The 21,478-nt window shown below is 69.9% G+C and carries 25 protein-coding genes; 9 read left to right on the forward strand and 16 right to left on the reverse strand.

The features are described 5' to 3' along the window. Positions 1-105: 105 nt before the first annotated feature. Positions 106-1,731, reverse strand: coding sequence for an FAD-dependent oxidoreductase (locus AC5PYY_RS04065; RefSeq protein ID WP_493898513.1), 1,626 nt, complete (start codon positions 1,729-1,731; stop codon positions 106-108). Positions 1,732-1,808: 77 nt separating this feature from the next. On the opposite strand from AC5PYY_RS04065, the gene AC5PYY_RS04070 reads away from it, so the two are divergent. After that, positions 1,809-2,366 (forward strand): helix-turn-helix domain-containing protein, encoded by a 558-nt coding sequence (locus AC5PYY_RS04070; protein WP_493898514.1) that lies wholly within the window; start codon positions 1,809-1,811, stop codon positions 2,364-2,366. A gap of 33 nt (positions 2,367-2,399) precedes the next feature. On the opposite strand, the gene AC5PYY_RS04075 is transcribed toward AC5PYY_RS04070, so the two are convergent. From AC5PYY_RS04075 to AC5PYY_RS04095, 5 genes are all read right to left on the reverse strand, one after another. Continuing rightward, positions 2,400-3,437 (reverse strand): alcohol dehydrogenase catalytic domain-containing protein, encoded by a 1,038-nt coding sequence (locus AC5PYY_RS04075; protein WP_493898515.1) that lies wholly within the window; start codon positions 3,435-3,437, stop codon positions 2,400-2,402. Positions 3,438-3,471: 34 nt separating this feature from the next. Further along, the gene (locus AC5PYY_RS04080; protein ID WP_493898516.1) at positions 3,472-3,759 is read right to left on the reverse strand and encodes a hypothetical protein; all 288 of its coding nucleotides are present in this window, start codon (positions 3,757-3,759) and stop codon (positions 3,472-3,474) included. Positions 3,760-3,890: 131 nt separating this feature from the next. After that, positions 3,891-4,352 (reverse strand): GNAT family N-acetyltransferase, encoded by a 462-nt coding sequence (locus tag AC5PYY_RS04085; protein ID WP_493898517.1) that lies wholly within the window; start codon positions 4,350-4,352, stop codon positions 3,891-3,893. 77 nt (positions 4,353-4,429) lie between these two features. After that, positions 4,430-4,945, reverse strand: coding sequence for a putative immunity protein (locus AC5PYY_RS04090; protein ID WP_493898518.1), 516 nt, complete (start codon positions 4,943-4,945; stop codon positions 4,430-4,432). 108 nt (positions 4,946-5,053) lie between these two features. Beyond that, positions 5,054-5,767: a 4a-hydroxytetrahydrobiopterin dehydratase gene (locus AC5PYY_RS04095; protein WP_493898519.1), complete on the reverse strand. Its 714-nt coding sequence runs from the start codon at positions 5,765-5,767 to the stop codon at positions 5,054-5,056. Positions 5,768-5,846: 79 nt separating this feature from the next. On the opposite strand from AC5PYY_RS04095, the gene AC5PYY_RS04100 reads away from it, so the two are divergent. Continuing rightward, a complete protein-coding gene (locus AC5PYY_RS04100) occupies positions 5,847-6,437 on the forward strand; it encodes a GNAT family protein (protein WP_493898520.1) in 591 nt (196 codons plus the stop codon). 20 nt (positions 6,438-6,457) lie between these two features. Here the strand turns inward: AC5PYY_RS04100 and AC5PYY_RS04105 are convergent, their stop codons facing one another. The 3 genes from AC5PYY_RS04105 to AC5PYY_RS04115 are packed head-to-tail and all read right to left on the reverse strand — an operon-like array spanning position 6,458 to position 7,537. Next, on the reverse strand, positions 6,458-6,880 hold the full coding sequence (locus AC5PYY_RS04105) for a GNAT family N-acetyltransferase (RefSeq protein WP_493898521.1): 423 nt from the start codon (positions 6,878-6,880) through the stop codon (positions 6,458-6,460). Positions 6,881-6,935: 55 nt separating this feature from the next. Next, on the reverse strand, positions 6,936-7,322 hold the full coding sequence (locus AC5PYY_RS04110) for a type II toxin-antitoxin system VapC family toxin (protein ID WP_493898522.1): 387 nt from the start codon (positions 7,320-7,322) through the stop codon (positions 6,936-6,938). After that, positions 7,319-7,537 (reverse strand): hypothetical protein, encoded by a 219-nt coding sequence (locus AC5PYY_RS04115; RefSeq protein ID WP_493898523.1) that lies wholly within the window; start codon positions 7,535-7,537, stop codon positions 7,319-7,321. The genes AC5PYY_RS04110 and AC5PYY_RS04115 overlap by 4 nt, the downstream gene beginning before the upstream one ends. Positions 7,538-7,662: 125 nt before the next feature. On the opposite strand from AC5PYY_RS04115, the gene AC5PYY_RS04120 reads away from it, so the two are divergent. Beyond that, entirely contained in the window at positions 7,663-7,809 is a 147-nt protein-coding gene (locus tag AC5PYY_RS04120; protein WP_493898524.1) for a hypothetical protein, read from the forward strand. A 38-nt stretch (positions 7,810-7,847) separates the two neighbouring features. Here AC5PYY_RS04120 and AC5PYY_RS04125 read toward each other — a convergent pair whose 3' ends face one another. The 3 genes from AC5PYY_RS04125 to dnaB form a co-directional block, all read right to left on the reverse strand. Beyond that, complete coding sequence (locus AC5PYY_RS04125) at positions 7,848-8,444, reverse strand: class I SAM-dependent methyltransferase (RefSeq protein ID WP_493898525.1); 597 nt, start codon at positions 8,442-8,444, stop codon at positions 7,848-7,850. 41 nt (positions 8,445-8,485) lie between these two features. Next, a complete protein-coding gene (locus tag AC5PYY_RS04130) occupies positions 8,486-8,668 on the reverse strand; it encodes a hypothetical protein (RefSeq protein ID WP_493898526.1) in 183 nt (60 codons plus the stop codon). A gap of 911 nt (positions 8,669-9,579) precedes the next feature. Further along, positions 9,580-12,354 carry a replicative DNA helicase gene (dnaB, locus tag AC5PYY_RS04135; protein ID WP_493898527.1) on the reverse strand — a complete coding sequence of 925 codons (2,775 nt, stop codon included), beginning with the start codon at positions 12,352-12,354 and terminating at the stop codon, positions 9,580-9,582. Between the two features lie 341 nt (positions 12,355-12,695). On the opposite strand from dnaB, the gene AC5PYY_RS04140 reads away from it, so the two are divergent. The 5 genes from AC5PYY_RS04140 to AC5PYY_RS04160 all read left to right on the forward strand — a co-directional run bounded on the left by AC5PYY_RS04140 (position 12,696) and on the right by AC5PYY_RS04160 (position 17,939). Further along, positions 12,696-14,027, forward strand: a complete 1,332-nt coding sequence (locus AC5PYY_RS04140; RefSeq protein ID WP_493898528.1) for an MATE family efflux transporter — start codon at positions 12,696-12,698, stop codon at positions 14,025-14,027. Positions 14,028-14,247: 220 nt separating this feature from the next. Further along, entirely contained in the window at positions 14,248-14,892 is a 645-nt protein-coding gene (locus AC5PYY_RS04145; RefSeq protein ID WP_493898529.1) for an ABC transporter permease, read from the forward strand. Further along, the gene (locus AC5PYY_RS04150; protein WP_493898530.1) at positions 14,889-16,151 is read left to right on the forward strand and encodes a betaine/proline/choline family ABC transporter ATP-binding protein; all 1,263 of its coding nucleotides are present in this window, start codon (positions 14,889-14,891) and stop codon (positions 16,149-16,151) included. The genes AC5PYY_RS04145 and AC5PYY_RS04150 overlap by 4 nt, the downstream gene beginning before the upstream one ends. A 4-nt stretch (positions 16,152-16,155) precedes the next feature. Then, entirely contained in the window at positions 16,156-16,929 is a 774-nt protein-coding gene (locus AC5PYY_RS04155) for an ABC transporter permease (protein ID WP_493898531.1), read from the forward strand. After that, positions 16,929-17,939, forward strand: coding sequence for a glycine betaine ABC transporter substrate-binding protein (locus AC5PYY_RS04160; protein WP_493898532.1), 1,011 nt, complete (start codon positions 16,929-16,931; stop codon positions 17,937-17,939). The genes AC5PYY_RS04155 and AC5PYY_RS04160 overlap by 1 nt, the downstream gene beginning before the upstream one ends. 216 nt (positions 17,940-18,155) lie before the next feature. Here the strand turns inward: AC5PYY_RS04160 and rplI are convergent, their stop codons facing one another. The 4 genes from rplI to rpsF form a co-directional block, all read right to left on the reverse strand. Beyond that, a complete protein-coding gene (gene rplI, locus AC5PYY_RS04165; protein ID WP_493898533.1) occupies positions 18,156-18,602 on the reverse strand; it encodes a 50S ribosomal protein L9 in 447 nt (148 codons plus the stop codon). Positions 18,603-18,627: 25 nt separating this feature from the next. Then, positions 18,628-18,864, reverse strand: coding sequence for a 30S ribosomal protein S18 (rpsR, locus tag AC5PYY_RS04170; protein WP_493898534.1), 237 nt, complete (start codon positions 18,862-18,864; stop codon positions 18,628-18,630). A 116-nt stretch (positions 18,865-18,980) separates the two neighbouring features. Further along, positions 18,981-19,622, reverse strand: coding sequence for a single-stranded DNA-binding protein (locus AC5PYY_RS04175; RefSeq protein WP_493898535.1), 642 nt, complete (start codon positions 19,620-19,622; stop codon positions 18,981-18,983). Between the two features lie 104 nt (positions 19,623-19,726). After that, the gene (gene rpsF / locus AC5PYY_RS04180; RefSeq protein ID WP_493898536.1) at positions 19,727-20,014 is read right to left on the reverse strand and encodes a 30S ribosomal protein S6; all 288 of its coding nucleotides are present in this window, start codon (positions 20,012-20,014) and stop codon (positions 19,727-19,729) included. Positions 20,015-20,306: 292 nt separating this feature from the next. Here rpsF and AC5PYY_RS04185 point away from each other — a divergent pair, with 292 nt between their 5' ends. Next, positions 20,307-21,473, forward strand: a complete 1,167-nt coding sequence (locus tag AC5PYY_RS04185; protein WP_493898537.1) for a nucleotide sugar dehydrogenase — start codon at positions 20,307-20,309, stop codon at positions 21,471-21,473. Positions 21,474-21,478 lie beyond the last annotated feature (5 nt).

The raw sequence follows: 21,478 nt of genomic DNA on the forward strand, positions 1-21,478 counted from the left end.
GCCGCATCGCCAGATCCGTGCACATGAGCAGTGGACGGTTCCTCAGGCAGTGGCCAGGACCCATGCGCGAGGCACTGCCGACTGCTCATGCGGGATCGGGCACTCTCAGCCGACCCGCACCGCCCGGAGCACGACGTCGTCGACGTGGTGCGTCGAGGCGGCACCGGGCGGGCGCGGCCTGGTCTCGTGGGTCTCTACCCGCCAGCGGTCGTCGGCCGCGAGCGCCGCCGCGATCTCCTCGACGCCGACGTAGGCATCGGGGTCGAACATCCGGGTCTGCGTCGGGACGTCGACCGGCTCGCGCAGCGGTGCCAGGTCGTGCGCCACGACGAGCAACGTGCCGCCCGGGGCGACGGCGCCGAGCAGGTTGGTCAGGCCCCGCTGGTCCGGGGTGCGCAGGAAGGAGCCGTACTGCAGCGACACCAGGTCGAAGCCCGCGTCGCCGAGGGCGTCGACCGCATTGATGTCGGTATGCCGCAGCGTCACCTCCACGCCCCGCTGTTGCGCGGCCTTCCCGACGTGCCGCAGCGCGGCCCCGGAGATGTCGGTCGCGGTGACGGCCCACCCCCGCTCGGCCAGCCACACCGCGTCACCACCCTCGCCGGCGCCGACGTCGAGGGCGCGACCGGGCGGCATCCCCTCGACCTCGGCGACCAGGGTGCCGTTGGGGTTGCCGCTCCACATCCGGTCTTCACCCGCGTAGCGGCGGTCCCAGTCGCCCTCCTCGCCCGAGACCCGGCTCGCCTGCTGCAGGTCCTCCTCCGCGAGGCTGAAGGCGATCATCGCGGCCACCCGGCTGCCGTGCGCAGCCGATGGGAGCACCTGCAGCGAGGGATCGGTGAGGTTGCCGGCGGCGTAGATCCCCGGGACCGCGGTCTGGCCGGTCATCGGGTCCACCTCGACGACATCGCCCAAGCCGCTGGGGTGTGCGGCGGGCGTGACCCCGGCCGGCTCGAGGGCCTTCGCCCGGGCGCGGAAGCGAGGACCGACCAGCACCGCTTCGGCCGGAAGGAGCGTGCCGTCGGCCAGCTCGACCCCGCTGACCGCACCGTCGGCGCCGGTGGCGACGCGGCGCGCGGTCGCGCGGTGGACCGGGATGCCCGCGGCCCGCAGCGGCGCCAACGCGGCGTCATCGATCTGGCCGCCCTCGGCACCGTCGACCTTGTGCACGACCACGGTGAGCCGGTCCGTGAGGTGGCGCAGCAACGGGGTCGGGTGCAGCCCCATCGAGTGGGTCACGATCTGCACCAGCCGCTGGTCGCGCACCTCGTAGCCGTGGCAGAACGGGCAGTGAATGACACCCTGACCCCAGTGCTCCGCGAGACCCTCGATGTCGGGCAGTTCGTCGACGATCCCGGTGGCCGCGAGCACCCGTCGGGCGATGAGGGTATGCCCTCCGCCGAGTTCGACGCGGAAGCGACCGTCGTCCACGCGATGGACCGCGGTGGCGCGGCCGGTGAGCACCTCGCCGCCGTAGCTGCGGACCTCCTCCCGACCGATCGCGACCAGCACCGACGGCGGGGCGGCCTCGCGCCCCAGGTAACCGTGCATGTGCGCCGCCGGCGCGTTGCGGGGTGTGCCGTCGTCGACCACGATCACCGAACGACGCTGGCGGGCGAGCTGCAGCCCCCCGGCCAGCCCGGCGGCCGAGCCGCCGAGGATCGCCACGTCGCAGTGCCGGGTGACGGGCGAGGCGTGGTCGTGGTCATGCGAGGCGTGGTCGTGCGTCATGCCTCAACGGTAACCCCGCCATGCGCATGCTGCGAGACTTCTTGCAGGAACTGCAAGAGTGAGGCACCCTGAGATCCATGCCCCAGGACCAGGACATCGAACACCTTGCCCGCTCGCGCCTCCGCAGCCTGCGCACCACCCTGGGCTACTCGCTCGACGAGCTGGCCGAGCGGACCCATCTCAGCGCCTCGACCATCAGCCGCGTCGAGACCGGTCGGCGCACCCTCGGTCTCGACGTTCTCGTGCCGCTGGCGCGGGCGTTGCAAGTCAGCCTCGACGTGCTCTTCGAACTGCCCGGCGACGACGACGTCGTCATCCGGCCGGCGCCGCACCGTGAGGACGGCCGCACCACCTGGCCGCTCAGCAGGCCCGACGGCCGCACCCTCGCGGTCAAGCAGCGCCTCGAGCCGAGCCCGACCCCGCCGGAGCAGCGGGTGCACGCGGGCCACGACTGGTTCGTCGTGCTGGAGGGTCGGGTGCGGCTGCAGCTCGGTGAACGCGAGATCGAGGTCGGGGCCGGCGAGGCCGCCGAGTTCTCGACGATGACGCCGCACGCCATCAGCGCCCTCGACGAGCCCGCCGAGCTCATCATGATCTTCGACCGGGAGGGTCAGCGGGCGCACGTGCACCAGTGACGCGGTCTGCGCTCAGCTGCGCCCGTCGTGCCGTCAGCGCGTCGGGTCGATCATGGTGACCCCCGCGACACTCGCCCGGTCGAAGCCGGGCAGCAGCTCAGCCGCCTCCTCCAACCCGACCGTCCGTTCGATCAGCCGCTGCGGCGCGAGCGACCCCCGCTCGATCAGGGTGAGCATGCCGGGGTAGTCGACCGCCGGCATACCGTGGCTGCCGAGCAGGTCGAGCTCCCAGCCGATGAGCCGCTCGAGCGGCACCCGCGGGTGTCCCTGCGCCGCAGGCAAGAGACCGACCTGGACGTGGCGGCCCCGGCGACGCAGGCTGAGCAGTGCGTCGCTGCAGGTCTGCTCGCTGCCGACCGCGTCGACGCTCACGTGACTGCCGCCGGTGAGGGCGTGCACCGCGGAGGGCACGTCGGCACCGTCGTCGGCGAGGACCGCGTGCTCCGCCCCGAGCTGCTCAGCGACCGCGAGCGCCGCAGGGTTGCGGTCCACGGCGACGACCCGGGCACCGCGAGCGCGGGCGACCATGATCGTGCTCAAGCCGACCCCGCCGGCGCCCACCACGGTCACCCACTCCCCCTCGCTCACCTCCGCGCGATCGACCACGGCCCGGTATGCCGTCGCGAACCGGCACCCCAGGCTCGCCGCCGTCGGGAAGTGCACGGGCTCGGGGATGGCGACGAGGTTGGTGTCGGCGGCGTGCAGCGCGACGAACTCGGCGAAGGAGCCGTGGTGGGTGAAGCCGGGCTGCTGCTGGTCGGGGCAGACCTGGGCCTCACCGCCGCTGCACCAGGCGCATCGGCCGCAGCCGCAGACGAAGGGGACCGTGACCCGGTCACCGACGTGCCAGCGCTCCACCCCCGGCCCGACCTCCGCGACGACACCGGCCAGCTCGTGGCCCGGGACGTGCGGATAGGCCAGGTCGTCGTGACCGACCCAGGCGTGCCAGTCGCTGCGGCACAGGCCGGTGGCCCTGACCTCGACGACCACACCGCCCGCGGGCGCACTGGGCCGGGGGATGTCCCGGACCTCGGGCTGCACCTTCACGCCGTCGACCACGATGGCTCGCATGGCCCGATCCTGACACGACGAGGCCGGCCGCAGGTCAGCCCGTCGAGGCGGGTGACGCGGGGCGGGAGCGGCGGGACTCACGGCCCATGGCCAGCAGGCCGAGCAGCGGATAGGCCGCGCACAGTGCGCCGGAGCCGGCGAGCGCCAGGGCGGCGACCCGGCCACTGCCCCAGGCGGCCGCAAACCGGCCCCCCACCACGCAGCCGACCGCACCCACCGCGATGACGACGAACGACCAAGCGGACATCAGCGTGCCGGAGGTAGCGACCGCGTCGGCGACGAGGAGGGGGACGACGGTCCACAAGGCATATAACTCCCACATGTGGCCGAAGTAGCCGAGGGCGGCGAAGCGGTAGTCGGAGACACCGAACGCGCGGAAGACCGCACCCCAGCGCAGCCCGCCAGGTGCTCCCTGGGGCAGGTGCGGGCCGTCGCCGAGCAGGCCCGGCGGTCTCAGAGCAGGAGCGTGAAGAACTGACTGTTGGGGTCTTCACCGTAGGAGCCGAACGGCTGACACTCCACGAAGCCGGCCGACCGGTAGAGGTCCCGCGCCGGGGCGAAGAAGTCCATCGACCCGGTCTCCAGCGACAGCCGTCGCACCCCGGTGGCGCGGGCGTCGGCGAGGAGGTGGTCGAGCATGGCGCGCGCCAGGCCCTGGCCGCGGTGCGACGGCGAGGTGCGCATGCTCTTGAGCTCGGCATGGCCGGACTCGAGCTGAGCGGTGGCGCCGGTCACCACCAGGTCGTCGCCGAGGTGGCCGACCCACATCTGCACCCCGAGTCCCTGCAGCCCGGCCAGGTCGAGGGCGTGCCGGCTCTCGGCGGGCGCGGTCGGCGCCATGTCGTCCAGGTGCTGCTGCAGGAAGTCGGCGAGCCGGGGATCGGTGAAGTCGGCGCTCGCGATGGTGAGGTCCACGGCGGTCAGGCTATCGAGACGTCGCTGGTGATCTGGCCGGTCCGGCGGTCCGGCCTCCGTCCCCCAGACCGTGCAGCTCAGTCGTCGAAGACCGACCAGCACAGGTGGCTGCGGTGCGCCTGGTCCTCGAGGACCAGGTCGCTCAGCTCCTGCGGGACCCGGGCGCGCTGCCAGTCGCGCTCGGCGAGGCGGACTGCGTCTGCACCCTCACCCGGTGCCGCTGCCACCGCGGCCCGGATCGCGTAGGCGGCCGCACCGAGCGCGTGGTCGGCGACGTGCGGCACCGCACCCGCCTGACCTGCGGCATACGCGGCGAAGCGGGGAGCACCGACGAGGGGACGCGCGGCACCCATGGCGTGCCCGCCGAGCGCCCGCGAGGCCATCATGCGCAGCTCACCGCGGGTCCAGGAGCGGGCGGCGGCGATCGCCTCCCGCGGTCTCGGATCGTCGGCGGCGACCGCCTCGAAGTGCGACAGCACGTGCTCGGCGCACGTCGCGGCCCAGCGCGCGAGCAGGTGGTGGTGCTCGTCGGTGAGGGTGCCGCCGCGCCGGATCGTGATGAGGCGGGGGTCACGGACCTTCGGGATGATCACGATGCCGAGACGTCAGAGCGCTGAGGTGAGGTCGGTGTGGATGATATGAGGCGCTTCTCCTTCCATGGCCAGCGCTGGCGGCTCGGGGCAGCCGTAGACGCGGCCGTGCTACTCCGTCGGCACGGCCACGGCGGAGGTGTCGACGCAGATCACCCCGGTGTTGCCGTCCTGATCGGCGATGACGGTGAGCCCCGGAGCTTCGCCGTCGTCGGCGATGGTCCCACCCGCCGCGAGGGCGGCTGAGACCCGGTCGTCCCGCACCTCGGGAGCGACGTAGACCTCGATGTGGAAGCGTTGGCGCGAAGCGTCGCTCTCGTCGGCGCCGCCGAACCAGAGGTTGGGTATGCGCCCGGTCGCGTCGCGGATCTCGTCGCTGGGCGTGCCGCGCCCCTGGGCGTCGGCATCGCCGGTGAGCAGAGCCGCCCACACCGGGGCGATGGTCGACGAGCTCGCGGTGTCGAGGCCGAGCTCGATCACGCTGACGGCGGCCGGGTCAGGCTGGAGACCGTGCTCGGCGGCGATCTCGGTGATCCGTCGGGCGAGGTCGACGTCCTGCTGGGTCGGCCACTCGACGACGTGCTCTGCGCCGTCCTCCTCGCGGTAGATCGCGTCTGCCGTGACCAGCTCGAGGTCGACGAAGCCCCGCCCGATGGCGACCTGCGGGTGGTGGCCGGCGTCGTCACCGGCCTCGCCGATCGCCGCGACGAAGCGCGCGGCGGTCCCGAAGTCCGCGACGAGGTAGCGGGCGTGCAGCCCCTGCGCCAGCTTGCGCCAGTCGGTCAGCTGCGCTGCGGCGATGTGATCTCCCATGAGCATGTCCATGGATCACGACGCTAGCCCTCACCTCCGACATCGTCATCCGCGGACGGCGACTGTCCGTGACCGGGGATACGGTGCCGACATGGGCGACGACACGTCATACCGGATCGAGGCGCTGAGCCCGAAGACCTGGGACGCCTTCGCGGGGCTGGTGGAGCGTCACAACGGCATCTTCGGCGGGTGCTGGTGCACCTACTTCCACCCCTCGTGCGCCGAGCGGGGACCGGGGTACGACGGCAGCAAGGCGATGAAGAAGGCCTACGTGGAGCAGGGTAGGGCGCACGCCGCGCTGGTCATGGACGGGGACGAGGTGATCGCCTGGGCGGAGTACGGCCCGCCGGAGGAGTTGCCCAACATCCACCACCGCAAGCAGTACGACGCGACGAAGGAGGCGGATCCGGACTACCGCATCACGTGTGTCTTCGTCGACAAGCGGCACCGACGACAGGGCGTGACTGAGCTGGCGATCACCGGGGCGCTGGAGATGATCGCGGAGGCGGGGGGCGGCGTGGTCGAGAGCTATCCGCACGACCTGACGCACCAGACCAAGAAGATGTCGTCGTCGTTCCTCTACAACGGGACGCGCCGGCTCTACGAACGGATGGGGTTCACCTATGACCGGCCCAAGGGGCTGAAGAACTGCGTGATGGTGAAGACCGTCGAGCCTGCGTGAATGTTGGATCGCTGGCGTCGTCACCCCGGTGAGCCAGGCTCAGCATCAGGCTGGCGGGGTCGGCCTCCGTCCAGGGGTCGGTGAAAGCGTTCGTATCTGCCCATGTCTGCGACCTTCACGAAACCAGCAGCCAGCAGGACCTTCACGCTCGCGTCATTGCCGTGAGTGACGCCGGCATAGACGTCGGTCGCTCCCAACTCCGTCTTCGCCTGGTCAAGTGCGAGGCGCATGGCTGCCGTGGCGTACCCGTTGCGACACGATGCCAGGTCCACCCAGTAGCCGATCGCGTACTTGGGCGTGCCACCGGGTTGAGATCGAGCCTGCCGATGATGACCTCGTCGAGGAGGATGGCCAGCTTGACGTCCGATCGGTGGGGTCGACCAACCGCCGCGCTTCCAGCGGCGCCCCTGCGTCCCTGAGCGCTGAGCCGACGACTCAGCCATGAACTCCCCTGACGTGATCCGCAGTGACTCTGGCGTCGCCTGAAGCGATCAACCCTCAGTGGGATGGGATGAGTTCGACCCGGCAGCGAAGCCCCGGCGCGGCGGTCAGGCGTCGATCGGCGGTCACGAGGGCGAAGTCGTGCATCTCGGCCGCCGCCACGAAGAGCGCGTCGTAGGCACTGAGATTGTCCCGCAACTCCCAGACCCGCCTCAGGAGAGGAGCCATAGGCAGCCGATCGATCACCAGCCGGGTCCAATCGCCGATCAGCTGCTCCCCCTCGACGGCCGTGAGCTTGGCTCCGCGCACCAGACCTCGGAGGGCGTGAGCCACCTCCGCGTCGATCACGTGCGGCGCCACGAGGCGTTGGTCCGTGATGGCCAGCCGCGCCGGCTCGTGGCCCAGGAGTGCAGCCACGGCCACGGAGGTGTCGACGACGATCAACGGTCCCTGCCCGAGCGGACGGCCGCCACAACGTCGCCGAGATCGACACCTCGATCGGGCTGCGCCGCAAGTAGGTCGGCATTGGCTCGGAAGGCGACCGCGTCGCGCAGTTCCCGCACCGCCACCGCGCTCACCGACATCGACTCACGCCGGGCCAGTTGCTCGAGGGCCTCGGAGACCTCGTCGGGGACATTGCGAAGATAGAGCGTCTTCATGTCGCATTATGCTAGCATTACGCAACACCAGCGCGTCTCAGAGGAGACGTCCGGCGGCCGCATCGCGGCGCTTCCACGCCGCGTTCGCAGGCCGCCATGACAGCCCGGTCGACCCCGCCACGGCGTTGCACCAGCTGGGCCGGCTCGCTGCGGGTACAGACCCCGAGCGCGCCGCCCGACTCTACGACGAGGCGCTGGCCGCCCTGGGTGACGGCTTCGAGCAGCTCGCCGACCAGATCCGGGTCGATCAGGGCCAACTGGCGCAGCGCTGACCACGGGGTGGGACGACCGCACCTCGCGCGTGGTCACGCTATCTACGGGCGCAGATGAGGTGGCGGGTCGAGTGGGCGACGAAGGGAGTGCCGTCCCGCAGCTGGGCGTCGAGGCTCCGCAACTCCGCCTCGTAGCGGTCGACGGAGAAATCGGGAACCCACCACACGCACTTGCGGAGGATCCACACGACCGCGCCGACGTCGACAAACTCCATACGGCATCTCGCCGTCCGGAGTTCCTCCACGGTCAGGCCCGCGTGCTCGGCGCCGGCGACCTCACCGGCCGTGTCCCGTCCCGCGCGCTGCTCAGGTCTGGGCCCGAGGAACCACTCGATCAGCTCGAACGCGGAGGCGGGACCCACATGCTGGGCGAAGTAGTGCCCGCCGGGTCTGAGCACCCGGGCGATCTCGGACCAGTCGGGGCGGAAGGGGTGCCGCGCCGTGACCAGCTCGAAGGACTGGTCGGCGAAGGGCAAGGGCGCTCCCTGCTGGGTCGCGACCACCTGCACCCCTCGGGGCTCGAGGGTCTGGCGCGCGCGGGCCAGGTTTGGTGGCCACGACTCGGTCACCACCATCGTGGCGGGCAGGGCCGGTGCCTCGTCGACGACCTCACCGCCACTGCGGTCGGACGCCATCGAACGGATCGTGGAAGCTGTGCCACAGCAGGGTGGTGAGGTCAGTCGCCCGGGTGCCGCTCCCGGCGTTGCCGATCCACGACGGCCACCACCTTCCCTTCGCGAACCAGGACGTTGCTGGGGTTGAGATCGGAATGCACCATGTCGGGTGCCGCCATCGGCGGTGAGACCTCGGCACACATCAGTTCCAGGCGCTCGACCAGGGCCGACACGTCCAGGGTCACGTCGCGCAGGATGTCGGTCGGTAGACCCCGGGAAGGGTCGATCATCATGCTGGCCTCACCAGTCGAGCGTCGAAGGCGCACAGGCCGCTGGCGTGCTCGCTGTCGGGGACGTCGATGGGTCCTCAAACACCTGAAGCATCGGCTCCCCTAGCTAGGGCCGGAACGTCACATCATCGGGCAAGAGTCCACCAGTGGCCGCATCTCGACAACGGATGTCGAGGCGCAGGGAAGGTTGCACACCCGGCCTCGACCGACCTTGCACGTTCCGACTCTGCCGTCTGGGTTGTGCAAAGTACAGGAGGGTCTGTCGACGGCCCTACTCTTCTTGCGCCTGGCTTCTGGGGGTTCGATAGCCGGTGCGGCGCTTCCAATCGCCCGGTGGGGCGTAGGTGGTGTCCCAGGGCATGGGTTGATAGGAACGGCACGTGGGTTGGCGGGGGCCGGGCCAGGGGTCACCGAAGGAGCGGCGACAGGGACAGACGTGCTCGGTGTTGGTGTTGCCAAGGATTCGGAACCGTGGGGGCCTGAGGCGCGGCGAGTAGTCCAGGGTGGCTCCGGGCAAGACGTCGGCCGCGGTGTCGCTGACGATGAGCCAGGCACCGGGACATCCATACGTTGTGCCACCTGCTGCATCTGGCGCCGCGGGGTCCACCTGGTCGAAGACGTAGGTGGTGCCACAACACCCACCGTCTTCGAGGTCGATGCGGACCGCTCCGCCCAGGGCGGTGAGTTGGTCGATCGCCGCCCGTGTCACCGTAAACGGCGGGAAGATTGTCTGATCCGTGCTGATGGTCATTCGCTACATCTACCAGGCAGCACGGACACTGCTGCCGTCATCGCCGACTCGGCACAGTGCTGATGACACATATGAACTCAGTTTGTGCCATGTTCGCTGCATCTCGACAACGGACCTAGAAGTTGCTCGCCATGTTGGTAAACCGGCTGTAGTGACCCTGGAACGCCACCACGACCGTGTCGGTGGGACCGTTTCGATGCTTGGCCACGATGACGTCCGCCTCACCCTCACGTGGCGACTCCCGCTCATACATCGACTCGCGGTGCAGGAGGATCACGACGTCCGCATCCTGCTCGATCGAGTTGTGCACCGCGATGCCGTTGGCCACGAAGTTGTGCGTCCCCAGCACCGTGGCGTCGAAGACCTCTTCGACACCAGCGAGCTCGACGGTCTGGATCTGGTCGAACTGGACATCGTTGATGGCAGCCAGGTCGAGGTCCTCGCGATCCAGGACGTCCACGACGGCAGACATCGCGGCCGGCTCGGCCTCGAGAGCCAGCACGTCGCCGATCTCGCGCCAGAGGGGCGAGGGGTCGGTCAGAACCGGTCGGGGGTCCGTCGCACGAGCGCCAGCCCGGGCGAGCTGCATGGCGACAGGCACGTCCGTACCGAGCGAGCCGTGACAGGCGATCTCCTGCAGGAACCGGCGCTGGTCGTCGCGCTCCCTCACGGAAAGGAGCCACGACGGGCCGCTGGGCTCAACGACCGTGCTGATCCCGAACCGCAGCAGTTGCCGACCGACCTGATCGAGAGTCAGGCGCGCACCAGTGAGTTCGATTCTGGGCTCGATGTCACCTGCGGCACACTCCACCCGACCGCACTGCTCCCACATGGTGGCCACGAGCAACGCGATCTGTCGCTTGGACATATGCCAGGCGGCCTCAGGCATCTGCGCCACCGCACCGTTGCACAGCGCGACCGCCAGGGACCTCACCTCGGCGTCGTCCTCCCACGGCTCATGCTCCTCCGGCGCAGGGACGTGCCGCGGCACCGCGAGGCGGTCACCCTGTCGCAGGGCGCCCAGCTGCTTCCACCCGTCGTAGGTGAGGAAAGGGTGGTTCTCGGTCGCAGTCAGCGTCTTGCCCGAGGTCAGGGTCAACCGGAAGACCGGCTTCATCCCGGTCGGGAAGACGTGAGTCAGGTGCCGCCGCACATACCGGAGCGACTCGTCCAGAGACCAGACAGGGACGTCAGTCGCACCCTGCTCGTGCAGCTCGCCCAGGGTCACCTCCGCGCCATTGTCGGCCCGCAGCACCCGCGTGTCCGCCGTGAGACATCCCGACTCCCGAAGGTCACTCATCTGCGGCTTCTTGTCGGTCCGCTGCTCGGGGCCACGGTTGAGCTGGGAGAGCGCGATGACCGGCACCTCGAGCTCCTTGGCCAACAGCTTGAGCGCTCGGGAGAACTCCGCGACCTCCTGCTGCCGCGACTCCACCCGCTTGCCCGAGCTCATGAGCTGCAGGTAGTCGACGATGACCATCTTGAGGTTGTTGCGCTGCTTGAGCCGGCGGCACTTCGCCCGGATCTCCATCAGCGACATGTTGGGGCTGTCATCGATGAAGAGCGGCGCCTCGGAGATCCGCCCCTGCGTGTCGGCCAGCCGCGCCCAGTCGCGGTCGCGCATGTTGCCCTTGCGCATGTTCTGCAGCGGGATCTCCGACTCCGCCGACAGCAGACGCATCGTGATCTCGGTGCGGCTCATCTCCAACGAGAAGACGACGGTCGGCATCGTGTGCTTGATCGCGGCCGCCCGGGCGATGTCGAGCGCGAGCGTGGAGTTGTGGGTCGGGATCATCGACCGCCCAGCGAGGTAGAGATGATCGTCCGCATGCACCTGCACGCACCGCACCGGCACCGACTCGACGAGACGGACGTCCCGGACGGACCACGTCTCGGGCTGGTCGCCACCACGCTCGACGCTCGGCGCCTCCCCCCGACCCAAAGCTGACCAGAGCTCCGCGGTGGTCGCGACACTCTCCATACCGGAGAGGTTCACGGCCCACAGGTGCTCCTCGTCGGCCACGATCACCGAACCGTCGGAGAACTCCACCTCGTAGCACGGGCGCCCCTCCATCACCTCGGTCGCGGCGACGACCTCGGTCGGCCTCCCGTCAGCACCCAGGAGCTGGTCACCGACAGCGACGTCGCCCATGGTCGTCCAGCCGGTCGGCGTGGGAAGCGGGGTGTCAAGAGCCAGGGCCTTCCCCACAGCCGGTCTGGCCGCGACGATGATCATCTGCCCCGGGTGCAGCCCGTTGGTCAGCTCGTCCAGCTCGGTGAAGCCGGTGGGGACGCCCGTCATCTCCCCCGACGAGCCTGCGGCGTGCTCGATCTCGTCCATCGTCGGCTCGATGAGCTCGCCGAGCGGGTGGTAGTCCTCACCGCCCCGCTTGTCGGCGACGGCATACACCTCCGCCTGCGCGGCGTTGACAATATCTTCGACGTCGCCGCCCTGATAGCCGATCTGCACGATGCGGGTGCCGGCGTCGACCAGCCGCCGCAGGACCGCGCGCTCGGCGACGATCTCGGCATAGAACGCCGCGTTGGCCGCGGTCGGCACCTCGGCGATGAGCTGGTGCAGGTATGCCGTGCCGCCGATCCGCTGCAGGTCGCCCCGCTTGGTCAGCTCGTCGCCGACGGTGATCGCGTCGACCGGCTCCCCGCGCGAGTAGAGGTCGACGCAGGCCTCGAAGATCTTCTCGTGAGCGGGGCGATAGAAGTCGGGCGCCTTGACCAGCTCTGAGCACTCGGCGATGGCGTCCTTGGACAGCATCATCGAGCCGAGGGCGCTGCGCTCTGCCGCGACGTCCTGCGGGGGCAGGCGGTCCTCCGGCCCCGCTCCCTGACCCTGATCCGGGGGTGCGTAGACCTCCATCTCACTCAGCGCCATACCGGCCTCCAGACCCATCGAACTGACGTGCGAGACAGTCCAGCACCGACCACCGACAGACCCGCCAACGCCCCACCGTAGGGCCCAGATGCCGTAGGCGCAGCATCCTCCTGTGGACGGGGTGTGGACCACCTGTGGGCCCCGTGGGGACAACCGTGGTGACTCGTGGGTAGCCGGTGTGGACAGACCTGTGGAAACTTTGGGAACCTAAGTCATAGACCTGCTCTGACCAGCGCGGATGCGCCACACACCCTGTGGACGCAAAGAAGTTCGCGCGCACCTGACCTGAACCGTTCTCGCCCGCCGCTCCTCGCCCAGACCCCCGGTGGCACACTCGTCCGGTGAGCAGCCAGCCGCCCGCCGGACGGGCCCGGGAGATCCTGCGCCTGGCCGTCCCCGCCTTCCTGGCGCTGGTCGCCGAGCCGCTCTTCCTGCTCGCCGACTCGGCGATCGTCGGGCACCTCGGCACGTCCGCGCTGGCCGGCCTGGGGGTCGCGAGCGCCGTGCTGCTCACGGCGGTCAACATCTTCGTCTTCCTCGCCTACGGCACGACCGCCGTCGTGGCGCGGCGCCTTGGTGCCGGCGACGAGCGGGGCGCGGTCAGCGCGGGGATCGACGGCATCTGGCTAGCACTCCTGCTCGGCACGGCCGGGGCGATCCTCACCGCGATCCTGGCCCGCCCGCTCGCCGAGCTCTTCGGCGCCAGCCCCGAGGTGATCACCGAGGCGGTGACCTACCTGCGCTGGTCGACCCTCGGCATACCGTCCATGCTCGTCGTCCTCGCCGCCACCGGGGTGCTGCGCGGGCTGCAGGACACGAGGACCCCGCTCGTCGCCTCCGTGGTGGGCTTCACCGGCAACGCGCTGCTGTCGCTGCTCCTCGTGCACGGGGTCGGGTGGGGCATCGCCGGTGCCGCGATCGGGACGGTGATCGCCCAGACCGGTATGGCGCTGGCGCTCGTCCTCGTCGTCGTCCGCGGAGCCGGCCGGCTGGGATCGTCCCTGACCTTCCACGGCGCGGGCGTGCTCCGGGCGGCGCGTGGCGGCATACCACTGCTGGTGCGGACCATCGCCCTGCGGGCCGCGCTGCTCTTGACCACCTGGCTGGCCGCCGGGCTCGGCGACGAGCAGCTCGCGGCGCACCAGGTCGCGATGACGGTGTGGTCCACGCTGGCCTTCGCCCTCGACGCGCTCGCGATCGCCGCGCAGGCGCTGACCGGCAAGACGCTCGGCGCCGGGGACGTGGAGGGGACGCGGGAGGCGACCTCGCTCATGGTGCGGTGGTCGATCTGGTTCGGCGTGATCCTGACCCTGCTCATCCTGGCGCTGCACCGGGTGATCCCGCTCGGCTTCAGCCAGGACGACGACGTTCGGTCGGCGCTCGCGGCGGCGCTCATCGTGGTGGCGATCGGCCAGCCGGTCGCCGGGATCGCCTTCATCCTGGACGGGGTGCTCATCGGGGCGGGAGACACCCGCTGGCTGGCCTGGGCGCAGACCGCGGCGACGCTGGCCTACGTGCCGATGGTGCTGGCGGTGTGGGCCAGCCCGGCGACCGGCACGACCGGCCTGGTGTGGCTGTGGGTGGCCTTCACGGGCTTCATGATCGTGCGCTCGGTGCTCATGTGGCGGCGCGCGGCCGGGGAGTCGTGGATGGTGGTCGGCGCCGAGCGCTGAGGGCCGGTCGGCCCCCCGCGCGCGCGTGAATCCTCCCCTGCGAGCCCGAAAGATCAACTCGAGAAACGGGCATACCAGCACGATCCCGGCATCGTGATCAGATCGTGATCTGAATCACACGTGCGCTTGCATTTCGCGTCGCGACCCGAATAGATAGACCTGCTGGGAGGGCATGGCCCACCCCGGCGCCCGAGATTCGTCGACGAGGCAGAGGCTGGCTGTGTGGCAATTCATCACTGACCGCTGGGCCGACATCGCCTATCGCTCCTACCAGCACGTGAGCCTCGTGGTGCAGTCCGTCGCGCTGGCTACCGTCATCGCGATCGCCGTGGCGCTGCTGGTCACGAGCTACCAGCGACTCGAGCCGGTCGCCAACTTCATCAGCAGCGTCGGGCTCACGATCCCCTCGCTGGCGCTGCTCGGCATCATGTTGCCGATCGTCGGCATCGGCACCATCCCTGCCGTCGTGGTGGTGACCTTCTATGCCGCCCTGCCCATCCTGCGCAACGCCGTCGTCGGGCTCAAAGGTGTCGACCGAAATCTCGTCGAATCAGCGCGCGGCATGGGCATGAGCAGCTGGGCCACCTTCCGGCGGGTCCGGCTGCCCCTGGCCTGGCCGGTCATCCTGGCCGGACTGCGCGTCTCGACCCAGATGTCCATGGGGGTCGCCGCCATCGCCGCCTACGCCCTCGGCCCCGGGCTCGGCTCCTACATCTTCACCGGCCTGACCCAGATCGGCGGCGTCAACGCCGTCAACTACGCCCTCGTCGCCACCATCGGCATCGTCATCCTCGCCCTCCTGCTCGACGCGCTCCTGCTGGTGCTCGGGCGCCTCACCACCTCGAAGGGGATCCGCGTCTCATGACCCAGTCGACCCAGTCCACCACCCGGTCCAGCGAGCGCGACGACGCCGTCAGCGGCGTCGAGATCGTCTTCGACGACATCGTCAAGACGTATGCCGGCACGAACGCCCCGGCGGTCGACCACCTGTCGCTGACCATCCCGGCCGGCGAGATCGTCATGTTCGTCGGCCCGTCCGGCTGCGGCAAGACCACCTCGCTGAAGATGATCAACCGGCTGCACGAGCCGACGTCCGGCACGATCACCATCGACGGCGAGGACATCCGCGACAAGGACGCCGACGAGCTGCGGCGGCACGTCGGCTACGTCATCCAGGGCGGCTCGCTCTTTCCGCACATGACGGTGAAGCAGAACATCGCGCTCGTGCCCGGTCTCCTGGGCTGGGACAAGCAGCGCACCGCCGACCGCGTCGACGAGCTGCTCGACCTCGTCGGCCTCAAGCCGGACCGTTATCGCGACCGCTTCCCCCGCGAGCTGTCCGGCGGCCAGCAGCAGCGCGTCGGCGTGGCCCGCGGGCTGGCGGCCGACCCCCCGGTCATCCTCATGGACGAGCCCTTCGGCGCCGTCGACCCCATCACCCGCCAGCGGTTGCAGGACGAGCTGCTCTCCATCCAGGAGGAGCTGCGCAAGACCATCGTCTGTGTCACCCACGACATCGACGAGGCGGTCAAGCTCGGCGACCGGATCCTCATCCTCACCGAGGGCGCCAACATCGCGCAGTACGACACCCCCGAGAACATCCTCGCCGCTCCGGCCAACACCTTCGTCGAGGACTTCGTCGGGGCCGGGTCGGCGCTGAAGTCGCTCAGCCTGTCCCGGGTCGCCGAGGTGGAGCTCTACGACCAGACGAGCGTGCGCGTGGGTGAGTCCGTAGCCGACGCCAAGCAGCGGGCCGAGCAGGCCGGGCATACCTCGGTCGTGGTGCTGGACGAGCAGGACCGGCCGATCGACTGGCTCTGGCTGCGCGCCCTGCAGGGCGACACGGTCCGCGAGCCCGACGAGGAGCGTGACCTCATCACCATCGGCCAGCAGGCCACCCTCAACGACGCCCTCGACTCGATGCTCGTGTCCACGCACGACGGCGTGCCCGTCACCGGCGCCCACGACCGCTACCTCGGAGTCACCACCTTCGCCGCCGTGACCTCGCTCATCACGAGCAAGAACCAGCAGGCCCACGAGGACTCCGTCGACGAGATCGCTCAGGCGCCCACGGACGCGGAGCTCGACACCGAGCCCACCACCGACGCCGCGCAGGACGGCTGAGCCGATGTCCGCCGACACCTCGACCGACGCGTCGCCGAAGCGCTCCCGCGTCTCCCGCGAGGACCTCGGGCTGCTGCTCGGCCTGCCGATCCTGTGCACCCTGGTGCTCGGCGGCTGGGCGATCTGGCGGGGCACCGCCGACCTCGACGACATCGAGACCCGGGCGCTGGACTGGGGCAACATCCTCACCCTCGCCGGCGAGCACCTGCTCCTCACCTTCGTCGGCGCGGTCGCCGTGGTGGGGACGGCGATCCCGATCGGCATCGCGCTGACCCGCCCCGGGATGAAGCGGTTCGCGACCCCGGTGGTCGGCGTCGCCAACGCCGGTCAGGCCGCCCCGGTCATCGGCGTCATCGTGCTCTTCGCGATGTGGCTCGGCTTCGGTTTCTGGACGGCGATCCTGGCCCTGTCGCTCTACTCCTTCCTCCCCGTCCTGCGCAACACGATCGTCGGTCTGCAGTCGGTCGACCCGACCCTCGTCGAGGCCGCGCGGGGGATGGGGATGTCGAACGCGACGGTGCTGCGTCGCGTCGAGCTCCCGCTGGCGATGCCCGTCATCATGACCGGTGTGCGCACGGCCCTGGTGCTGCTCGTCGGCACCGCGGCTTTCGGCACCTTCGTCAACGCCGGCGGCCTGGGCGCCCTCATCGTCGTCGGCATCACCCTCTTCCGCAGCCCGATCCTCATCAGTGGCGGGCTGCTCATGGCTGTGCTGGCACTGCTCGTGGACTGGGCCGGGCGGGTGCTGGAGTTCCTCGCGACACCGAAGGGCATGTGATGGGTCACCACCGATCTCGCGGTATGCGGCTCGCCGGCGGCGGCGTCGCGGCGCTGCTCTCCCTCGGTCTGGCCGGGTGCGGGCTGGGGACCGGCGGCGGGTTCGTCCCCAGCGGTGACCTCGCCGGGCCGCTGGAGGGACTCGAGCCGATGGACGACGTCCCCGTCTCGGTCGGCAGCAAGAACTTCTCCGAGCAGCTGCTCGTCGGCAAGATGGCGGTCATCCTCTTCAAGGCCGCTGGGGCGGACGTCAAGGACTACACCAACATCCCCGGCTCCTCGAGCACCCGCCAGGCGCTGCTGAGCGACGAGCTGGACATGGTGTGGGAATACACCGGCACCGCCTGGATCGCCTACCTCGGCGAGACCGACCCCATACCGGATGAGCAGGAGCAGTGGGAAGCGGTCAAGGAGGCCGACGCGGAGTTCGACCTGGTCTGGCTCCCGCCGGCGCCGATGAACAACACCTACGGCTTCGCGATGACCTCCGAGAGCGCCGAGGAGCTGGGCATCACCCAGCTGTCGCAGATCGCGGACATCCCGGTCGAGGAGCGCACGTTCTGCGTGGAGTCGGAGTTCAACAACCGCAACGACGGCTTCGACCCGATGCTGGAGACCTACGACATCCCCCGTGGCGAGGGGGTGCCAGAGGACAACGTCAAGCTCTACGACACCGGCGCGATCTATGTGGCGACCGATCAGGGCGACTGCACCTTCGGCGAGGTCTTCACCACCGACGGGCGCATTACGGCTCTCGATCTGGTGGTGCTCGAGGACGACCGCGACTTCTTCCCGGCCTACAACCTCTCGCCCGTGGTGCAGGAGGAGATGCTCGCCGAGCACCCTCAGGTCGAGGAGCTCTTCGCCCCCGTGGCCGAGGCGCTCACCGACGAGGTCCTGCTCGAGCTCAACGCGCAGATCGACGTCGAAGGACGCGAGCCCGGGCAGGTCGCCTTCGACTGGCTGGTCGAGGAGGGCTTCCTCACCGAGCCGGAGCAGGCTGAGGGCTGAGCGGCCTGCCACCTGGGGCGCACCAGGAAGTTCTCCCCCGACGGGCGACAGTGGGAGATGCACCGAGCCCGAAGGGAGCAGCGACGATGAGCGACCTCAGCCTGGTCGCTGCTCGTCGACGCCCGGCCCCAGGTGTAGGGCCGCCACTCAGTCCGGGCACACAGAAGACGGCCACCCCTGCCTGGCAGGGGCGGCCGTCTCTCGTGCGGTGGTGCGTCAGGCGCTGACGACGCTCACCGTGACGTCGGCGGCGACGTCGTCGTGCAGCCGCACGTGGACCGGGTGGTCACCGACGGCGCGGATCGGGGTGCGGACCTCGATCCGGCGCTTGTCGACCTGCGGACCGCCGGCGGCGACGATCGCGTCGGCGATCTCCGTCGGGGTGACGGCGCCGAAGAGGCGGCCGCCCTGGCCCGCGCGGGCGGACACGGTGACCGTCGAGCCCTCGAGCCGCGCCTTGGCCGATGCGGCCTCCTCGGCGGTCTTGAGGGCGCGCTTGTCACGGCCGGCCTTGATGGAGTCGACCTGCTTCTGGCCGCCCTTGGTCCAGGCGGTCGCCACCTTGCGGGGCAGCAGGAAGTTGCGGGCGTAGCCGTCCTTGACGTCGACGACGTCACCGGCCTCACCGAGGCCCGTGACGGGCTGGGTCAAAATGATCTTCATGGTGCTCTCCTGATCCAGTGGCCGCTCAGCGGGCGGAGCTGCTGTAGGGCAGCAGCGCCATCTCGCGGGCGTTCTTGACGGCGCCTGCGATGCGGCGCTGCTCCTGCACGGAGACGCCGGTGACGCGACGCGCGCGGATCTTGCCGCGGTCGGAGATGAACTTGCGCAGCAGCGCGGTGTCCTTGTAGTCGATCGACTCGATCTTCGCGGACTTGAGCGGATTCGCCTTCTTCTTCGGCTTCCGGATGACGGGCTTGGCCATCGTGGTGCTCTCCCCTTTCGTGAGAGCCCGAGCAGCTGCTCGGGATGGTAGGTCGTGCTTCGGTCGTGCTGTCTCTGTCGGTGATCCGCTGGTCGCGCGGATCGTTCAGGTGCTCATCAGAACGGCGGCTCGTCGTAGGACGGCGCGCCGCCCCAGCCGGAGCCACCACTCTGGCCACCCTGACCGCCGGTGTTGCCGCCGCCGGTGTTGCTGGCGCCGCCGGTGGCCCACGGGTCGGACTCGTTCATGCCGCTGCTCTGGCCACCCTGGGTGCCGCCGCCCTGCTGCGGGTTCTGGCCTCCCTGGTTGCCGCCCCAGCCGCCCTGGCCGCCCTGCTGGGCGCCCTGGTTCGACTGCTGACCGCCCTGCCAACCACCACCAGAACCTCCGCCACGCTGGGCCTTGGTCACGGTCGCGGTGGCGTAGCGCATGGACGGGCCGACCTCGTCGACCTGCATCTCCATGACGGTGCGGTTCTCGCCCTCCTGGGTCTGCCAGGAGCGGGAGACCAGACGGCCGGTCGCGATGACCCGGTCGCCACGGTGCAGCGACTCGGACACGTGCTCGGCCGCCTCCCGCCACACCGAGCAGCGCATGAACAGCGTCTCGCCGTCCTTCCAGTCGTTGCTCTGACGGTCGAACTGGCGGGGGGTCGACGCCACGGTGAAGTTGGCAACGGCCGCACCGCTGGGGGTGAAGCGCAGCTCGGGGTCGGCGGTCAGGTTGCCGACGACGGTGATGGGAGTCTCTCCGGCCATGTCAGGTCGTCCTCGATCCGTTCGGGCGGGTGGTCAGTCTCGATCAGCGGTATGCAGTGGTGTCGGCTGGCGGTCTCGCGTGCCGGCCGACTCTCGCCGACGACTCAGGCGTCGCGGCGCAGCAGCTTGGTCCGCAGGACGGACTCGTTGAGCCCGAGCTGACGGTCGAGCTCCTGAGCGGTCGCGGGCTCGGCGGTCAGGTTGACCACCGCGTAGATCCCCTCGGCCTGCTTCCTGATCTCGTAGGCCAGGCGGCGACGGCCCATGACGTCGATCTCGTCGACGGAGCCACCGTCCTTGCCGACGACGGCCAGCATCTTCTCCAGCGTGGGCTGAAGGTTCCGCTCGTCCGTCTCCGGGTCGAGGATGATCATCAGTTCGTACTGACGCATGAGTAAGGCCCACCTCCTTCGGTCTGTAGCGGTCACGGTCTCTCCGTGACAGGAGGGCTTCCTACGTCTCACCGCTGCCCTGCCACCATGCCACCGATCCGGTGCTGGCCGCAGGCGCTGTCCACAGGCCCGGACGATTCCGGGCAGCGGGCAGTGCGATGAACCCGTCCACGATACCGACGCCCGCCCTGCCGCGCCTAATCGGGGCGGCCTCACCGACCACGCACCCGCGTCACGCCATACTGGGCCCAGACGTCACCCCACCACGGACCCGGACCCTTCCAGGAGCCTCATGAAGATCGCGATCGCCGGCACCGGCTACGTCGGCCTGTCCCTGGCCGTCGTCCTCGCCCAGCACCACGAGGTCGTCGCCCTCGACATCGACCCGGCCAAGGTCGCGCTCCTGCAGGAGCGTCAGAGCCCGATCCAGGACCCGGACATCTCCGACTACCTCAACTCCCGCGAGCTCGACCTGCGCGCCACCACCGACCCGGCCGACGCCTACGCGGGCGCCGAGTGGGTGGTCGTCGCGACACCCACCGACTACGACACCGAGTCCAACTTCTTCGACACCCGCAGCGTCGAGGCGGTCCTCGCCGACGTCCTGCGGCTCAACCCGGACGCCTCGGTGGTCATCAAGTCGACGATCCCGGTCGGCTACACCGAGCAGCTGCGCGCCGAGCACCCCGGCGCCACCATCATCTTCAGCCCCGAGTTCCTGCGCGAGGGCCGGGCGCTGCACGACAACCTGCATCCCTCCCGCATCATCGTCGGCGACCCCGGCGAGCGCGGGCAGGCCTTCGCCGACCTGCTGCTCGAGGGCGCGATCGACAAGGACGTCCCGGTGCTGCTCACCGGCGGCACCGAGGCGGAGGCGATCAAGCTCTTCGCCAACACCTACCTCGCCATGCGCGTCGCCTACTTCAACGAGCTCGACACGTATGCCGCCACGCGCGATCTCGACACCCGTCAAATCATCGAGGGAGTGGGTCTGGACCCCCGCATCGGTCCGCACTACAACAACCCCTCCTTCGGCTACGGCGGCTACTGCCTGCCCAAAGACACCCGCCAGCTGCTCGCCAACTACGGCACCGTGCCGCAGACCCTCATCACCGCCATCGTCGACGCCAACACGACGCGGATGGACTTCATCGCCGCCGACATCCTCGACCGGCACCCGGCGCGGGTCGGCATCTACCGGCTCATCATGAAGGCCGGGTCCGACAACTTCCGCGCCTCCAGCGTGCAGGGCGTCATGTCGCGCCTGCAGGCACGCGGCGTGGAGATCGTCATCTACGAGCCGACCTACGAGGACGACACCTTCCAGGGATGCCAGGTGCTGCGCGACCTGGAGCAGTTCACCGAGGCGGCCGACGTCATCATCGCCAACCGGGTCGACGAGCACGTCGAGGGCTTCCGGCACAAGCTCTACACGCGTGACTTGTACGGACGTGACTGAGCAAC

It is taken from the genome of Serinicoccus sp. JS2-9, from assembly GCF_059025165.1.

Excerpts from the sequence above, each read along its gene's own strand:
- AC5PYY_RS04065 (WP_493898513.1), bottom strand. The coding sequence starts at position 1,731 with ATGACGCACGACCACGCCTCGCATGACCACGACCACGCCTCGCCCGTC.
- AC5PYY_RS04070 (WP_493898514.1), top strand. The coding sequence starts at position 1,809 with ATGCCCCAGGACCAGGACATCGAACACCTTGCCCGCTCGCGCCTCCGC.
- AC5PYY_RS04075 (WP_493898515.1), bottom strand. The coding sequence starts at position 3,437 with ATGCGAGCCATCGTGGTCGACGGCGTGAAGGTGCAGCCCGAGGTCCGG.
- AC5PYY_RS04080 (WP_493898516.1), bottom strand. The coding sequence starts at position 3,759 with ATGTGGGAGTTATATGCCTTGTGGACCGTCGTCCCCCTCCTCGTCGCC.
- AC5PYY_RS04095 (WP_493898519.1), bottom strand. The coding sequence starts at position 5,767 with ATGGACATGCTCATGGGAGATCACATCGCCGCAGCGCAGCTGACCGAC.
- AC5PYY_RS04100 (WP_493898520.1), top strand. The coding sequence starts at position 5,847 with ATGGGCGACGACACGTCATACCGGATCGAGGCGCTGAGCCCGAAGACC.
- AC5PYY_RS04105 (WP_493898521.1), bottom strand. The coding sequence starts at position 6,880 with ATGGCTGAGTCGTCGGCTCAGCGCTCAGGGACGCAGGGGCGCCGCTGG.
- AC5PYY_RS04115 (WP_493898523.1), bottom strand. The coding sequence starts at position 7,537 with ATGAAGACGCTCTATCTTCGCAATGTCCCCGACGAGGTCTCCGAGGCC.
- AC5PYY_RS04125 (WP_493898525.1), bottom strand. The coding sequence starts at position 8,444 with ATGGCGTCCGACCGCAGTGGCGGTGAGGTCGTCGACGAGGCACCGGCC.
- dnaB (WP_493898527.1), bottom strand. The coding sequence starts at position 12,354 with ATGGCGCTGAGTGAGATGGAGGTCTACGCACCCCCGGATCAGGGTCAG.
- AC5PYY_RS04150 (WP_493898530.1), top strand. The coding sequence starts at position 14,889 with ATGACCCAGTCGACCCAGTCCACCACCCGGTCCAGCGAGCGCGACGAC.
- AC5PYY_RS04155 (WP_493898531.1), top strand. The coding sequence starts at position 16,156 with ATGTCCGCCGACACCTCGACCGACGCGTCGCCGAAGCGCTCCCGCGTC.
- AC5PYY_RS04160 (WP_493898532.1), top strand. The coding sequence starts at position 16,929 with ATGGGTCACCACCGATCTCGCGGTATGCGGCTCGCCGGCGGCGGCGTC.
- rplI (WP_493898533.1), bottom strand. The coding sequence starts at position 18,602 with ATGAAGATCATTTTGACCCAGCCCGTCACGGGCCTCGGTGAGGCCGGT.
- rpsR (WP_493898534.1), bottom strand. The coding sequence starts at position 18,864 with ATGGCCAAGCCCGTCATCCGGAAGCCGAAGAAGAAGGCGAATCCGCTC.
- AC5PYY_RS04175 (WP_493898535.1), bottom strand. The coding sequence starts at position 19,622 with ATGGCCGGAGAGACTCCCATCACCGTCGTCGGCAACCTGACCGCCGAC.
- rpsF (WP_493898536.1), bottom strand. The coding sequence starts at position 20,014 with ATGCGTCAGTACGAACTGATGATCATCCTCGACCCGGAGACGGACGAG.
- AC5PYY_RS04185 (WP_493898537.1), top strand. The coding sequence starts at position 20,307 with ATGAAGATCGCGATCGCCGGCACCGGCTACGTCGGCCTGTCCCTGGCC.